At 56.2% G+C, this 15,405-nt stretch carries 16 protein-coding genes; 6 read left to right on the top strand and 10 right to left on the bottom strand.

The features are described from left to right. The first annotated feature begins 166 nt into the window (after window positions 1–166). Window positions 167–1,744 (top strand): transglycosylase SLT domain-containing protein, encoded by a 1,578-nt coding sequence (locus ACESQ2_RS21125; RefSeq protein ID WP_373171206.1) that lies wholly within the window; start codon window positions 167–169, stop codon window positions 1,742–1,744. 86 nt (window positions 1,745–1,830) lie between these two features. Here ACESQ2_RS21125 and ssb1 read toward each other — a convergent pair whose 3' ends face one another. Continuing rightward, on the bottom strand, window positions 1,831–2,358 hold the full coding sequence (gene ssb1 / locus ACESQ2_RS21120; protein WP_004097799.1) for a single-stranded DNA-binding protein SSB1: 528 nt from the start codon (window positions 2,356–2,358) through the stop codon (window positions 1,831–1,833). Between the two features lie 246 nt (window positions 2,359–2,604). On the opposite strand from ssb1, the gene uvrA reads away from it, so the two are divergent. The 3 genes from uvrA to ACESQ2_RS21105 all read left to right on the top strand — a co-directional run bounded on the left by uvrA (window position 2,605) and on the right by ACESQ2_RS21105 (window position 6,293). Beyond that, window positions 2,605–5,430 (top strand): excinuclease ABC subunit UvrA, encoded by a 2,826-nt coding sequence (uvrA, locus tag ACESQ2_RS21115; protein WP_004097797.1) that lies wholly within the window; start codon window positions 2,605–2,607, stop codon window positions 5,428–5,430. A gap of 132 nt (window positions 5,431–5,562) precedes the next feature. Next, the gene (locus ACESQ2_RS21110; RefSeq protein ID WP_049083112.1) at window positions 5,563–5,973 is read left to right on the top strand and encodes a hypothetical protein; all 411 of its coding nucleotides are present in this window, start codon (window positions 5,563–5,565) and stop codon (window positions 5,971–5,973) included. Window positions 5,974–5,975: 2 nt separating this feature from the next. Beyond that, window positions 5,976–6,293: a hypothetical protein gene (locus ACESQ2_RS21105; protein ID WP_004097794.1), complete on the top strand. Its 318-nt coding sequence runs from the start codon at window positions 5,976–5,978 to the stop codon at window positions 6,291–6,293. 2 nt (window positions 6,294–6,295) lie between these two features. Here ACESQ2_RS21105 and ACESQ2_RS21100 read toward each other — a convergent pair whose 3' ends face one another. Continuing rightward, entirely contained in the window at window positions 6,296–6,649 is a 354-nt protein-coding gene (locus tag ACESQ2_RS21100) for an MmcQ/YjbR family DNA-binding protein (protein WP_004097793.1), read from the bottom strand. A 2-nt stretch (window positions 6,650–6,651) separates the two neighbouring features. Beyond that, complete coding sequence (locus ACESQ2_RS21095; RefSeq protein ID WP_048262067.1) at window positions 6,652–7,068, bottom strand: secondary thiamine-phosphate synthase enzyme YjbQ; 417 nt, start codon at window positions 7,066–7,068, stop codon at window positions 6,652–6,654. On the opposite strand from ACESQ2_RS21095, the gene ACESQ2_RS21090 reads away from it, so the two are divergent. After that, window positions 7,060–7,197: a hypothetical protein gene (locus ACESQ2_RS21090; RefSeq protein WP_157214916.1), complete on the top strand. Its 138-nt coding sequence runs from the start codon at window positions 7,060–7,062 to the stop codon at window positions 7,195–7,197. The genes ACESQ2_RS21095 and ACESQ2_RS21090 overlap by 9 nt on opposite strands. 13 nt (window positions 7,198–7,210) lie before the next feature. On the opposite strand, the gene aphA is transcribed toward ACESQ2_RS21090, so the two are convergent. The 4 genes from aphA to dnaB form a co-directional block, all read right to left on the bottom strand. Further along, entirely contained in the window at window positions 7,211–7,924 is a 714-nt protein-coding gene (aphA, locus tag ACESQ2_RS21085) for an acid phosphatase AphA (RefSeq protein ID WP_004097791.1), read from the bottom strand. A gap of 194 nt (window positions 7,925–8,118) precedes the next feature. Then, complete coding sequence (gene tyrB, locus ACESQ2_RS21080; protein WP_032747494.1) at window positions 8,119–9,312, bottom strand: aromatic amino acid transaminase; 1,194 nt, start codon at window positions 9,310–9,312, stop codon at window positions 8,119–8,121. A gap of 238 nt (window positions 9,313–9,550) precedes the next feature. Beyond that, on the bottom strand, window positions 9,551–10,630 hold the full coding sequence (gene alr / locus ACESQ2_RS21075) for an alanine racemase (protein WP_224260613.1): 1,080 nt from the start codon (window positions 10,628–10,630) through the stop codon (window positions 9,551–9,553). A 145-nt stretch (window positions 10,631–10,775) separates the two neighbouring features. After that, window positions 10,776–12,191, bottom strand: a complete 1,416-nt coding sequence (dnaB, locus tag ACESQ2_RS21070; RefSeq protein ID WP_004097788.1) for a replicative DNA helicase — start codon at window positions 12,189–12,191, stop codon at window positions 10,776–10,778. Window positions 12,192–12,252: 61 nt separating this feature from the next. On the opposite strand from dnaB, the gene ACESQ2_RS21065 reads away from it, so the two are divergent. Further along, window positions 12,253–13,236, top strand: a complete 984-nt coding sequence (locus ACESQ2_RS21065; protein ID WP_014227544.1) for a quinone oxidoreductase — start codon at window positions 12,253–12,255, stop codon at window positions 13,234–13,236. Window positions 13,237–13,413: 177 nt separating this feature from the next. Here the strand turns inward: ACESQ2_RS21065 and pspG are convergent, their stop codons facing one another. From pspG to ACESQ2_RS21050, 3 genes are all read right to left on the bottom strand, one after another. Then, on the bottom strand, window positions 13,414–13,656 hold the full coding sequence (pspG, locus tag ACESQ2_RS21060; RefSeq protein ID WP_014227543.1) for an envelope stress response protein PspG: 243 nt from the start codon (window positions 13,654–13,656) through the stop codon (window positions 13,414–13,416). A gap of 140 nt (window positions 13,657–13,796) precedes the next feature. Further along, window positions 13,797–14,792: a tRNA dihydrouridine(20/20a) synthase DusA gene (gene dusA, locus ACESQ2_RS21055; RefSeq protein ID WP_032750020.1), complete on the bottom strand. Its 996-nt coding sequence runs from the start codon at window positions 14,790–14,792 to the stop codon at window positions 13,797–13,799. 107 nt (window positions 14,793–14,899) lie between these two features. Then, window positions 14,900–15,388 carry a cupin domain-containing protein gene (locus tag ACESQ2_RS21050; RefSeq protein ID WP_014227541.1) on the bottom strand — a complete coding sequence of 163 codons (489 nt, stop codon included), beginning with the start codon at window positions 15,386–15,388 and terminating at the stop codon, window positions 14,900–14,902. Window positions 15,389–15,405: the final 17 nt, after the last annotated feature.

Here is a 15,405-nt window from a genome sequence, read left to right as displayed (position 1 = left end):
TTCTCTCCACAATTACCGATATCCATTTCTTTATTATTCCACTATAAATACTGAGCCTGTTAATTAATAAAATAGTTGATTAACCGACCGACATTCTCGATCGCCGGGCATGCTAACGCCCAGAAATTGACTAAAATAAGAAAATCCCCCTGCGGAGCACCGCGCCATGAATACGTCGTCGTTCTATCGATACCTTGTCGGCGGACTTGCATGCCTTGCCGCCCTGCTATGCTTCACATCCGTTTACGCCGCCACAGAGAATAAACTGTCAGAGCCCGAGGAGCGCGAGGCCCTTGAAGTCAACGTTGACGATATGCTGCAGCCATGGAAGGGAGATTTACCGGGTATGCTCGACCGGCGAACCATTCGCGTATTAACCACCTTCAGCAAAACCTTTTTCTTTATTAACAAAGGGACGCAGCGCGGCGCCACTCACGATATTTTTATGGAGTTTGAGCGAAGCCTCAATCAAAGCCTGACGAAGGAGAAAAAGCTCAAACATCGTCATCTTAAGGTCCGTATCATCTTTGTTCCGGTTGCCCGCGACCAGCTCATCAGCGCGCTTAACGCCGGTAAGGGGGATATTATCGCCGCTAACCTGACGATTACCCCCGCTCGCCAGCAGGAGATGACCTTTACCGCGCCAATCTACTCTCACGTTCAGGAGCTGCTTCTTTCCGGCCCCGGCTCGCCCAAAGTGGAAAATCTGCAGCAGCTTTCCGGTAAAACGGTCTTTGTGCGTACCTCATCGAGCTATTACGAGAGCCTGGTCGCGCTCAACGCGCGCTTTGCCCAGCAATCGCTGCCCCCCATCACCATCGAACCGGCGCCCGAAGCGCTGGAGGATGAAGATCTGATAGAGATGCTTAACGCGGGCCTGATTCCATTGACCGTCGTTGACCGCCACAAGGCTCTGTTCTGGAAACAGGTTTTCCCCAACGTTCAGGTTCATCAGAACATCATTCTGCGCAACGAAGGCAATATCGGCTGGGCGGTACGCAACAATAGCCCGCAGCTGCTGGCCTTGCTTAATGAATTCATCAACAAGAATCGTCAGGGCAGCAAGTTGGGTAATACGATTCTGCTGCGCTACCTGAAGGATGCCAGGTACGTTAAAAACGCGGCGGCGCAAAAAGAGCGGCGTAAATTTCTGACCATGGTGGAGATCTTCCGCAAATATGGCGATCGCTACGATGTTGACTGGCTGCTGATGGCCGCGCAGGGCTATCAGGAGTCGCGGCTAAATCAGTCGGTGCGTAGCCACGTCGGCGCAATTGGCGTTATGCAGGTGATGCCGAGCACCGGCAAGGAGCTGAAGGTCGGCGATATTAAGCAGCTCGACCCTAATATTCATGCCGGGGTGAAATATATGCGCTGGATGATAGACCGCTACTATGGCGATGAACCGATGACCCAGCTTGATAAGGCGCTGTTCTCATTCGCTTCTTATAACGCGGGCCCCGCGCGCATCGCCCGGCTGCGGGCGGATACCAAAAAGCGCGGTTTTGATCCGAACGTCTGGTTTGGCAACGTGGAGTATCTGGCCGCCGAGAAGATCGGCTCCGAGACCGTAAGCTATGTCAGCAATATCTATAAGTATTACATCGCTTACCGGCTGATCGTGGATGAAATGGCGCGTAAGCAGCAGGCGACGACGGCCGCCAAAAATCAGGTCGTGCCGACAGTGGGGATGCCAGCCGCACCTGCCGCACCTGCCACACCTGCCACACCTGCCACGCAGTGAAATAGCGCAGATGGCCTGGGTGACAAAATAGAAAAAGCCCCGAACAGGGGCTTTTTCAGAGATGACTTTACGACGCTAACGCTTCGTTAGAACGGAATATCGTCATCAAAGTCCATCGGCGGCTCATTGGAAGGGGCTGCCGGCGCCTGCTGCTGCGGACGAGACTGCGCGCCGCCGCTGAACTGGTTTCCGCCCTGCGGCTGCTGAGGCTGGCCCCAACCGCCCTGCTGCTGACCACCGCCTGCCGGGGCGCCCGCGCCCTGCTGACGACCGCCGAGCATTTGCATCGTGCCGCCAACGTTAACGACAACCTCGGTAGTGTATTTTTCCTGACCGGATTGGTCAGTCCATTTACGGGTACGCAGCTGGCCTTCAATATAGACCTGAGAACCTTTACGCAGATACTCGCCGGCCACTTCCGCCAGTTTGCCGAACAGCACAACACGGTGCCATTCGGTCTGCTCTTTCATCTCACCGGTCGCTTTATCACGCCAGGATTCGGAAGTAGCCAGCGTAATGTTGGCAACTGCGCCACCACTCGGCATGTAGCGTACTTCCGGGTCCTGGCCCAGATTACCGACGAGAATCACCTTGTTTACGCCTCTGCTGGCCATGTTTGTGTCTCCTGAATGCGTTTCTTAATAGTGTAAACGCGCGAGTGTACCATTTCCAGGTGCTATGTTGATAGCTGGGAAGTAGGTTCCAGATAACTCTCGCGGTGCGACATTTTTACACATCCCACCGGAAAATGCATTCCAATACTGTATATTCAAACAGGTTAAATTGTGTCATAATTAGCCGTTTCTGCCGTTTGTCCTTCTAACAAACCAGGCAATCCGCGTATCTACCGGGAAAGGTGAATGGATAAGATCGAAGTTCGGGGCGCCCGCACCCACAATCTCAAAAATATCAACCTCGTCATCCCGCGCGACAAACTCATTGTCGTCACCGGGCTTTCGGGTTCAGGCAAATCCTCACTGGCTTTCGACACGTTGTATGCCGAAGGGCAGCGTCGCTACGTTGAGTCGCTCTCCGCCTACGCGCGGCAGTTCCTGTCGCTGATGGAGAAGCCCGACGTCGACCATATTGAAGGGCTGTCGCCGGCGATTTCCATTGAACAGAAATCAACGTCCCACAACCCCCGTTCAACGGTAGGCACCATTACCGAAATTCACGACTACCTGCGTCTGCTGTACGCGCGCGTCGGCGAGCCGCGCTGCCCGGATCACGACGTTCCGCTGGCGGCGCAAACCGTGAGCCAGATGGTCGATAACGTGCTCTCCCAGCCAGAAGGCCAGCGCCTGATGCTGCTGGCGCCGATCATTAAAGAGCGCAAAGGCGAGCATAACAAAACGCTGGAAAATCTCGCCGGGCAGGGCTACATCCGCGCGAGGATCGACGGCGAGGTCTGCGATCTCTCCGATCCGCCGAAGCTGGAGCTGCAGAAGAAACATACCATTGAAGTGGTGATTGACCGCTTTAAGGTGCGCGACGATCTCAGCACGCGCCTGGCCGAGTCTTTTGAAACCGCGCTGGAGCTGTCGGGCGGCACCGCCATCGTCGCCAATATGGACGATCCGAAAGCCGAAGAGCTGCTGTTTTCCGCCAACTTCGCCTGCCCGATTTGCGGCTACAGCATGCGCGAACTGGAACCGCGCCTGTTCTCCTTCAACAACCCGGCTGGCGCTTGCCCGACCTGTGATGGTCTCGGCGTCCAGCAGTATTTCGATCCGGAACGCGTCATTCAGAACCCAGAGCTGTCGCTGGCTGGCGGGGCGATTCGCGGCTGGGATCGGCGCAATTTTTACTACTTCCAGATGCTGAAGTCGCTGGCGGAACATTATGAATTCGATGTGGAAGCGCCCTGGGGCACGCTGAATAGCAGCGTACAAAAAGTGGTTCTGTACGGCTCAGGCAAAGAGAATATTGAATTCAAATATATGAACGATCGCGGCGATACCTCGGTGCGCCGCCATCCGTTCGAAGGCGTGCTGCACAACATGGAGCGCCGTTATAAAGAAACGGAATCCAGCGCAGTACGTGAAGAGTTAGCGAAATTCATCAGCAACCGTCCCTGCACCAGCTGTGAAGGGACCCGCCTGAAGCGCGAAGCGCGGCACGTGTTTGTGGAGAATACCCCGCTGCCGACCATCTCGGATATGAGCATCGGCCACGCGATGGACTTCTTCAACAACCTGAAGCTCTCCGGCCAGCGTGCGCAAATTGCTGAAAAAGTACTGAAAGAGATTGGCGATCGCCTGAAATTCCTCGTCAACGTCGGTCTGAACTACCTGACGCTCTCCCGTTCGGCGGAAACCCTCTCCGGCGGCGAAGCGCAGCGTATCCGCCTCGCCAGCCAGATCGGCGCAGGCCTGGTCGGCGTCATGTACGTACTGGATGAGCCCTCTATCGGCCTGCACCAGCGCGATAACGAACGCCTGCTGGGCACGCTGATCCACCTGCGAAACCTCGGCAACACCGTGATTGTCGTTGAGCACGATGAAGACGCCATTCGCGCCGCCGACCACGTTATCGATATCGGTCCGGGGGCTGGGGTACACGGCGGTCAGGTCGTGGCTGAAGGCAAGCTGGAAGATATTATGGCGGTGCCGGAATCGCTGACCGGCCAGTTCATGAGCGGCAAGCGTAAAATCGAAGTGCCGAAACAGCGCGTACCCGCCAATCCGGAGAAAGTGCTGAAGCTGTCCGGCGCGCGCGGCAACAACCTGAAAGACGTAACGCTGACGCTGCCGGTGGGTCTCTTCACCTGTATCACCGGCGTTTCCGGGTCGGGTAAATCCACGCTGATCAACGACACGCTGTTCCCGATTGCCCAGCGTCAGCTCAACGGCGCCACCATCGCGGAACCGGCACCTTACCGCGACGTGCAGGGGCTGGAACATTTCGACAAAGTGATCGATATCGACCAGAGCCCCATCGGCCGTACGCCGCGTTCTAACCCCGCAACCTACACCGGCGTCTTTACGCCGGTCCGTGAACTGTTTGCCGGCGTACCTGAATCACGTTCGCGTGGCTACACGCCCGGCCGCTTCAGTTTTAACGTGCGCGGCGGCCGCTGTGAAGCCTGCCAGGGCGATGGCGTGATCAAAGTCGAGATGCACTTCCTGCCGGATATCTACGTACCGTGCGACCAGTGCAAAGGCAAACGCTATAACCGCGAAACGCTGGAGATTAAGTACAAAGGCAAAACGATTCATGAAGTGCTGGATATGACCATTGAAGAAGCGCGTGAGTTCTTCGATGCGGTTCCGGCGCTGGCGCGTAAGCTGCAAACGCTGATGGACGTCGGTCTGACCTATATTCGCCTTGGTCAGTCGGCTACCACGCTCTCCGGCGGCGAGGCCCAGCGCGTCAAGCTGGCGCGCGAGCTGTCCAAACGCGGTACCGGGCAAACGCTGTATATCCTTGATGAACCGACCACCGGTCTGCACTTTGCCGATATTCAGCAGCTGCTGGAGGTTCTGCACCAGCTGCGCGACCAGGGGAATACCATCGTGGTGATTGAGCACAACCTGGATGTCATCAAGACGGCTGACTGGATCGTTGACCTTGGGCCGGAAGGCGGAAGCGGCGGCGGAGAGATCCTCGTTTCCGGTACGCCGGAAACGGTCGCCGAGTGCGAGGCCTCCTATACGGCTCGCTTCCTCAAGCCCATGCTGAAATAATCTCATCTGCCTCTTCCCGTCCCGGGAAGAGGCCTCATTTCCTCTCATTTTCTCCCGCTGATATTTTGTGATTTGCGGCCGGACGGCATCTGTTATCAGATAGCACCACCGCCAAAAATTGCAGGATGCATCATGTACTTAAAACACGGACTTTATCGATTTTCGCTCGTCGCGGCGTTATTCGCGCTGACCGCCTGCAGCTGGATAGACGGCTACAGCAGCGCGGCTCATCAGCAGCTGCTGATGCTGGAACAGCTTCATCTGCAGTTCATCAGCGACGCGGCGGCAGCGCCACTCGACCAACGCTTGCTCAGTTACGAGGATCGCCAGATTCGCCCGCTATTCAGCCTGGCGTTAAGCGATAGCGATGCGCTACGGCAGAGTAATCTTCACGTGCTGGAGAAAAATTATCAGCGGCTGTACCGGCGCGTCGTCCCCCAGGAGAGAGCGCTGACGCCTTTCGAGGCCGGAATTCTGGCGCAACAGACGGAAAAACTTTACCAGCAGGCCATCAACGGCGAACAACAGCGTTCAGGGAGATAAGCATGTCCACCATAGAAGAGTTAAGCGCCCAGCTGGCCGGCGCCGGCGTGAATACGGCAGAGTGGTTGCAGCTTATGCACGCGATTGTAAATGATGAAGACAGCGACATTCGCGACGCCGGGATGCTCACGCTTCAGGCGTTACAGGAGAAAGCTCGCGGCTGGTTAAGTCAGGACGACCTCATTCTGCTCCTGCAAGGGCAGCGCGATATTGCCAGCATTCGCGCCAACAACGAACAGATCGCCATGCAGGCGCATCTGCAGTCCACGCTGCTTCGTCTGTTTGATGTGACCCTGCTGGCGCTGCTGGGCAGAATTTAGCGCTATGGCAACAGCTTACGCTTAGCCTCGGAAAGCGAATCAAGCGCCTGCTGGTAGGAAGCATCCACCAGATAATAAATTTGCGAATCAGGCAGGGAGCCGTCAAGAAACACCGTACTCCAGTGGGCTTTATTGAGATGTTTGCTGGGGCGAACATCGCGATGCTGCTGCCTCAACAGTTCCGCAAGCTCAGGGCTGGTCTTTAACGATACCGCTGGCCGGTTGTCCTCAACCTCTTTTACCATCGCAAACAGGACGTCCGCCGCTTTGATCTGCGTCGCTTTCCAGTCGCTATGTACGCTTTGTTCGGCGCCCGGCTTTGCCATGCAGTACTGCAATAAATCCGAAATTGTCATTTTTATTCCCCCATCAGCGTCGCGATGATATGGCGCGATCCGCCATGAATACGATGCTCCCCGAGCCAGATCCCCTGCCAGGTCCCCAGCCTGACGCTGCCATCCCGTACGGGCAGCATCAGCGATACGCCCAGCATCGACGACTTAATGTGCGAGGGCATGTCATCAGGACCTTCATAATCGTGTTCATACGGTGCGTTCTCCGGTACGGCGTGCAGAAAATGCTGCTCCATATCGAAGCGAACGGTCGGATCGCAGTTTTCGTTTAGCGTCAGGGAAGCAGATGTATGCTGGAGCAGCAAATGCAGCAGGCCAGTTTTCACCCGCGATATTTCGCGGATTTGCCCGAGAATTTCATCAGTGACCAGATGGAAGCCCCGTACTTTCGGGCCTAACGTCAGGGTTTGCTGATGCCACATAAACCACTCCTTTTACTAATGAACCTTCCTAAGTGTGCAGCAATAAGCGAAAAGGTAAAACCTTTGGCACGCTATTTTGCACAAAAAAACGGCAGCGTGCCGGCTGCCGTTTTAGCGATTGATGATTAAGCCGGCGGGCAGCTTAATATTCTGAATTCACAATGACCTCTTCACCCTGAGCGCCCGCCATCGGCAGCGGCTTATAGGAAGAGTTTGAGGCCCGCAAGATACGGATCCCACGAGCACCCACCTCGCGGGCAGCGGAGATATCGTTATCCGAATCGCCGTAGAAAACTTTGATGCCTTTCTCCTGCAGCCACTGCGTTTTGGTGTTCTGGCCAGGTTTATCGCCGGCAAAAATAACCGGGTTCATATTCGCCGCCGGGATGAGAAAATCATCCTGCAGGGTTTTTGATACCGTTTCGGTTTTGGTCTGGCTACGGCCGGTAACGAAATAGATGCTATCGCCGCGCTTTACGTGCATCGCAATCAGCTGGCGCGCCACCTCTTTCGGCATGCTGAATTCATCCCAGCCGTTGTTCATTTTTTCCCAGAACTCCGGATTTTTCAGGTAATCATCGCTGCCGGGGGAATAGGTTTTCTGCCCGCGCCAGAAGCCCGGGCTGGAGAACAGGACGGTATCATCAATATCAAAACCGACGGCCATCGGCTGGCGTCCCAGCAGGCTATTTTCAATCTGGGCGACGGAAACCCAATGGATCGGCGCCTGTTCGGCGAGTTTCGCCATATTGGTGCCCGTCCACAGCGGCTGCGGTGTGGAGGCGCGAGCAACGACGGAGCTATTTAGCGTGAACAGTAAGCAGACGGCCCCAAAGGCCAGGGTGATCTTGCGCATATTTTTCCCTAAATAATCGAATCGTTATAATTTTCAATAATGTGTACGCTTATTAATGCACCCAGACCTTACCCCCCGCGAAGGCGGATAGGAAGGTTTTTCTGCTCTGATGTCATATAAAAAGAGAATGATCACACTTCGGAAAGCGAATTGCCCGCGTCATGATTTGGCGCGGGCAAAAGGTCAGGAAGAACTTATATTACCGCAGCAAACGCCTGCGCTACGCGGCGCACGTTTCCTGCATTCAGCCCCGCGACGCACATGCGGCCGCTGGCAATCAGGTAGACGCCAAACTCATCGCGCAGGCGGTCAACCTGGGCCGCGCTGAAACCGGTATAGCTAAACATGCCGCGCTGCTTGAGCAGATAGTCAAAATCACCGCCCGGAACCGTCTCTTTCAGCACATCAACCAGCTCCTGACGCATGGCCAGAATACGGGTGCGCATCCCTTCCACTTCCGCCAGCCATGAGGCTTTCAGCGCGCTGTCGCCCAACACCGCCGCAACCACCTGCGCGCCAAAGTTCGGCGGGCTGGAGTAGTTGCGACGTACGGTCGCTTTTAATTGCCCCAGTACGCGCCCCGCGGTTTCAGTATCTTCACAGACGATCGACAGCCCGCCAACGCGCTCACCGTACAGGGAGAAGATTTTCGAGAACGAGTTGCTGACCAGCATAGGCATCCCGGCGTTCGCTATAGCGCGGATAGCGTAGGCATCCTCTTCCATGCCGGCGCCAAAGCCCTGATAGGCGATGTCGAGGAAAGGAATCAAATTACGCGCTTTCAGCACCTCAACCACTTGATCCCACTGAGCGTTGGTAAGATCGGCTCCCGTTGGGTTATGGCAGCAGGGATGCAGCAGCACGATATCGCGTTCCGGTAGCGTATTGAGTTTTTCAAGGAAAGCCGCGAAACGCACGCCATTGGTTTTATCATCAAACCAAGGGTAAGTACTTACTTCGAATCCAGCCCCTTCAAATATAGCGATGTGGTTTTCCCACGTCGGGTCGCTGACCCATACGCGCGAGCCCGGGAAGTAGCGTTTCAGGAAGTCAGCGCCGACTTTCAGGGCTCCGGAGCCGCCCAGCGTCTGAATAGAGGCCACGCGATGCTGCGCCAGTACCGAATGATCGCCCCCGAACAGCAGCGACGCAATCGCGTGGCGATAGGTGTTCAGCCCTTCCATCGGTAAATAGATTGAGGCGCCGTGCGGCTGGGCGTTAAGACGTGCTTCCGCTTCGGCAACCGCCTTCAGCTGCGGAATGATGCCGTCTTCGTTGTAATAAAGACCGATGCTGAGATTTACTTTGTCACTACGCGGATCGTCTTTAAAACGCTCCATCAGGGAGAGAATGGGGTCGCCAGCGTAGGCGTCAACTTTCTGAAACACGCGATGTTTCTCCAGGTTTACATGGGCTCGTTATAACACAATAAACTGGATGTGAAAGAAGGTCGAGGGGATGTTGGCGGATAAAACAGAACGGGCTGGATTTGACGCAACAACGTGAACGCCCATCCCGGATGGCGGCTTAAACCGCCTTATCCGGGCTACCGGCCCGTAGCCGGTAGCGGCCCCGTAGCCCCGGTAAGGCGTCAGCCGCCACCGGGGGAAAGCGCGCTGGCTGACATTAATCCACGTACTTCATGGATACCCGTGAAGTCAGGCGCGTAATAAGTTCGTAAGCACTTACTTTTGTAATTTCGGCAATCCGCTCGACGGGGAGGCCTTCGCCCCACAGCACGACCGCGTCGCCAGCGTGGTCCTGTGCTTCAGGCCCGAGATCGACGCAAATCATATCCATCGCTACGCGTCCGACAATCGGCACTTCACGGCCGTTAACCAGTACCGGCGTGCCTGACGGCGCGGCGCGCGGATAGCCGTCACCGTAGCCCATCGCCACAACGCCTAAACGCGTATCACGCTCGCTGACCCAGGTTCCGCCGTAGCCCACCGGCTCGCCGGCTTTATGCTCGCGGACCGCGATCAGGCTGGAGGTCAGAGACATCACCGGCTGGCAGCCAAAATCCGCGCCGGTGGATCCACCGTCGAGCGGCGATACGCCGTAGAGAATAATCCCCGGACGCGCCCAGTCGAAGTGCGACTGCGGCCATAGCAATATACCGCCGGATGCGGCGATTGAGCGCAGCCCCGGTTTCCCTTCCGTGAAGGTGGTAAAGATATCCAGCTGACGTTCGGTCGCGCCGCACTCAGGCTCATCCGCACGGGCAAAATGGCTCACGATATTGACCGGCTGGCGGACGTTTTTACACTGGCTCAGGCGCTGATAAAAGGCTTCGGCCTGTTCGGGCAGAACGCCTAATCGATGCATCCCGGTGTCCAGCTTCATCCATACGGTTACCGGCTCGGGTAAATCCGCTTCCTCCAGCGCAGCCAGCTGCTCCGGGCTGTGTACCGCCGTGTGCAGGCGCTGGGCGGAGATCACCGGCAGGTCGGCGGCCTCAAAGAATCCCTCCAGCAGCAAGATCGGCTGGGGGATACCGCCCGCGCGCAGGCGCAGGGCTTCTTCAAGACGGGCGACGCCAAAAGCATCGGCGTCCGGGAGCGTTCGCGCGGTCTCAAGAAGACCGTGTCCGTAGGCGTTCGCTTTCACCACCGCAACCAGTTTGCTGGCGGGCGCCAGTTCACGCAGACGTTGCAGGTTGTGTCGCAGAGCGCGGCGGTTAATGACTACAGTTGCCGCTTGCATTTGAATTCCTTAATAAAAGAATCTCCTAAATCCTTCGTGTTGCAGGAAGGCGACAAGCCTGAGAATCCCCGGGAGCTTAGTAAACTAAGTGACCGGGGTGAACAGGCGTAGTCAACGCATCTGCGGCATGAAGGATGACGGAGATTTATTCGTCGTCGTATTGTGGCCCAGCATAATTATCAAAACGCGACCACTGACCGTTAAACGTCAGGCGCACCGTCCCGATAGGGCCGTTACGCTGTTTACCAATAATAATTTCAGCGATACCTTTTAAATCACTGTTTTCGTGATAAACCTCATCACGGTAGATAAACATGATTAAGTCGGCGTCCTGCTCGATGGAGCCGGACTCACGCAGGTCGGAGTTGACCGGGCGCTTATCCGCGCGCTGTTCCAGCGAGCGGTTAAGCTGCGACAGCGCCACCACCGGCACCTGTAGCTCCTTCGCCAGCGCCTTGAGCGAGCGGGAAATTTCGGCGATTTCCAGCGTACGGTTATCGGAGAGCGACGGCACGCGCATCAGCTGCAGGTAGTCGATCATAATAAGACCGATGCCGCCGTGCTCGCGGGCGATACGCCGCGCGCGGGAGCGCACTTCGGTTGGCGTCAGGCCGGAGGAGTCATCAATATAGATGTTACGTTTTTCCAGCAGAATTCCCATGGTGCCGGAAATGCGCGCCCAGTCTTCATCATCCAGCTGGCCGGTACGAATGCGGGTCTGGTCAACGCGCGACAGCGAGGCCAGAGAACGCATCATAATCTGCTCCGAGGGCATCTCGAGACTGAAGATGAGTACCGGCTTATCCTGCAGCATCGCCGCGTTTTCCACGAGGTTCATCGCAAAAGTCGTCTTACCCATTGACGGACGCGCGGCGACGATAATCAGGTCCGACGGCTGAAGACCGGCGGTTTTTTTATTGAGATCGTCATAGCCGGTATTCACCCCGGTGACGCCGTCATGCGGCTGCTGGAAGAGCTGTTCAATACGCGCCACGGTAGCGTCGAGCACGTCGGCGATATTCTTCGGCCCCTCGTCTTTATTTGCGCGGCTTTCGGCAATTTTAAACACCCGGGATTCGGCGAGGTCGAGCAGATCTTCGCTGGTGCGGCCCTGGGGATCGAAACCGGCCTCGGCGATTTCATTCGCCACGGAGATCATTTCGCGTACCACCGCACGTTCGCGGACGATATCGGCATAAGCGCTGATGTTCGCCGCACTTGGCGTATTTTTCGATAATTCCGCCAGGTAGGCGAAGCCGCCGACGCTGTCCAGCTGCCCCTGACGCTCCAGCGATTCGGCGAGCGTAATCAGGTCAATCGGGCTGCCCGATTCCTGCAGGCGCGCCATTTCGGTGAAAATATGGCGATGCGGACGGGTATAAAAATCTTCCGAAACAACCCGCTCGGCAACATCGTCCCAGCGTTCGTTATCCAGCATTAAACCGCCCAACACCGACTGTTCCGCTTCAATCGAGTGCGGCGGGACCTTCAACCCATCGAGCTGATAATCACGCTCGCGGGGTTCAGTCTGTGGTTTGTTGAAGGGTTTATTTCCTGCCATAGTGAATGGAGTTACCGAGATAGTGAATGGGTCGAAAGATTACCACATTTCTGGAGGAAGCATGGCAACACGAATTGAATTTCACCAGCACGGAGGGCCTGATGTTCTGCAAGCGCTGGAGTTCACGCCGAAAGATCCCGCAGAGCACGAAATTCAGGTAGAGAATAAGGCCATCGGCATCAACTACATTGATACCTATATCCGCAGCGGCCTCTACCCGCCCCCGTCATTGCCGAGCGGTCTGGGTACCGAAGCCGCTGGCGTAGTAAGCAAAGTCGGCAGCGGCGTGAAACATATCAAAGCCGGCGATCGGGTGGTCTACGCGCAATCGGCGCTGGGAGCCTATAGCACCGTCCACAACGTGCCCGCGGATAAGGCCGCCATTTTGCCGGACGCGATCTCTTTCGAGCAGGCGGCGGCCTCATTCCTGAAAGGGCTCACGGTCTATTACCTGCTGCGGAAAACCTACGAGATCAAAGCGGGCGAGCCGTTCTTATTTCATGCGGCGGCCGGCGGCGTCGGGCTCATCGCCTGTCAGTGGGCCAAAGCGCTGGGCGCGAAGCTGATCGGTACCGTCGGCAGCGCGCAAAAAGCTGAACGCGCCAAACAGGCCGGCGCCTGGCAGATCATTAACTATCGCGAAGAGAATATCGTCGAGCGCCTGAAAGAGATCACCGACGGTAAGAAAGTCCACGTGGTTTATGATTCCGTCGGGAAAGATACCTGGGAAGCCTCCCTTGACTGCCTGCAGCGTCGGGGGCTGATGGTGAGCTTCGGCAACTCCTCCGGCCCGGTGACCGGCGTCAATCTCGGGATCCTCAATCAAAAAGGTTCGCTGTACGTCACCCGCCCTTCTCTGCAGGGCTATATCACCACGCGTGAAGAGCTGACGGAAGCCAGCAACGAGCTGTTTTCGCTGATCGCCAGCGGCGTGATAAAAGTGGATGTCGCGGAGAGCCAAAAATATGCGTTAACCGACGCCAGACGCGCACATGAGGTGCTGGAAAGCCGGGCGACGCAGGGTTCAAGTTTGCTCTTGCCGTAATGGCCGGAGCACTAAAGTTTAGGGCTTCCACATGGGAAGCCCTTACTTTTTTTGTTCGGCTGTATGTAGGGTACAGCACGATGAATTCGTTAACCCGCTAATAGTGACAGATTTAATAAGCAAAGCCTACGCTGTTTTATGCAAAAATCTTCAGGTTGTGACATACCGCTCAATACCTTAGTAGCGCCAGCGGTTATTAGCGCGATAACGGTTGTCGGTTGGTGATTTTATCGCCCGAATCACCCAAACCACAACAACGGCCAGCAGCAGCCACGGCAGCAGTTTAATCATTAACGCAAACAGACCGCCGACAAACATCAGCGCGGTCGCGACGACAATCGCGGCAATAATACCCAGCAGTGAAATGCCGGTGACCAATAACATGACAAAAAAGCCAATAACGAATAAGAGTTCCAGCATCGTCTTTCCCCTAAAGAAATGTAATCTACCTTACCGGATATTACAAAAATCGTGCCAAATATAACCCATTGAATAATAACAAAAACGCCCGGCACGATACGTGCAGGGCGTGGTGAATTTGACCAGTTTTTAGTGAAAAACTAACGCTTGTCGGCAACCAGTTTCAGCGCCTGTTCCAGCACGTTGATGTCCGCCCCGGCTTTATGCGCATTTTCGCTCAGATAGCGACGCCACTGGCGCGCCCCGGGGATCCCCTGAAACAGCCCGAGCATATGGCGCGTTACGTGCCCCAGATAAGTACCGTTGCTAAGCTCGCGTTCGATATAGGGATACATCGCCCGGACCACGGAAACCGGGTCAGCATCGACGCCTTCCACGCCGAAAATTTCCCGATCCACCGACGCCAGAATGCCTGGATTCTGATAGGCCTCACGGCCCACCATCACGCCGTCCATATGCGCAAGATGTTGTTTTGCTTCTTCCAGCGACTTAATGCCGCCGTTAATCGCCATCGTCAGATGCGGAAAATCACGCTTCAGCTGGTAAACGCGCGGATAGTCAAGCGGCGGGATCTCGCGGTTCTCTTTAGGGCTCAGCCCCGAAAGCCACGCTTTGCGCGCGTGGATAATAAACATCTCGCACTCGCCTTTCCCGGATACCGTTTCGATAAAATCACACAGAAACCCGTAGCTGTCCTGGTCGTCAATGCCGATACGGGTTTTCACCGTGACCGGGATCGACACGACGTCGCGCATGGCTTTAATACAGTCTGCCACCAGCTGCGCGTTCCCCATCAGGCAGGCGCCGAACATACCGTTCTGCACGCGATCGGACGGGCAGCCAACGTTCAGGTTAATTTCATCGTAGCCGCGCGCCTGCGCCAGCTTCGCGCAGTGTGCCAGCGCAGCCGGATCGCTGCCGCCGAGCTGCAGGGCGACCGGATGCTCTTCTTCGCTGTAGGCCAGATAGTCGCCCTTGCCGTGAATAATCGCACCGGTGGTCACCATTTCGGTGTACAGCAGCGTGTGGCGCGACAGCTGACGCAGAAAATAACGGCAGTGTCTGTCGGTCCAGTCGAGCATCGGCGCGATGGAAAAACGGTGAGCGGCGAAAGCAGTAGGCGTTGAATCTGACATCATGGCGAATAAATAAGCATCCGGGTAAAAAGGGGCGCTACTATAGCACAAAGATAAACCACTGACGCATAGCGTCAGCGCTCACCTTTTTTATCCCGCAATAAACGCTATATTTTCCGTGGCTTCCCGTCGTGAGGGCCAAAAAACTGCGGCGGATGGTCAACCCAGCGATCCTGTCGCGTGGCGGCATAGCCGGGGTTAAGCGGGTAGTAGATGCGATTAAATTTCTTATTTGCCTCGCCAACGACTAACAGGCGAACCTCCTGCTCGGTGTTATTGAGGAAGGTGTGGCAAATGCCGGTTCCGGCAGGAAAGCCGACGCTATCCCCCGGCTCCAGCTTCCAGAGATAGCCGTTAATCCACACTTCCGGATAGCCTTCCAGCACGTAGATAAACTCTTCTTCGTCGCTCTCCGCATGCGGATAAGAGGTTCGGCGTCCGGGCGGTAGACGCTCATGGTGGATCCCCAGGCGATTCAGCCGCAGGCCCCGCGCCAGCGGCGCGCCGATGGAGAAAAGCTCAGTACTGTCGGGATAGGTGGAATCATCCACGCCTTCCAGTTCACGCCAGTGTCGAATGCAGTCAGGTCGTTTCATCGTTTTCTCCCGAAAAT

Source organism: Klebsiella sp. Q11 (assembly GCF_964241505.1).
GTDB lineage: Bacteria > Pseudomonadota > Gammaproteobacteria > Enterobacterales > Enterobacteriaceae > Klebsiella > Klebsiella michiganensis.
The sequence above is the reverse complement of the archived record's forward strand: the minus strand, read 5'-3'. Positions and strand labels throughout refer to the sequence as shown.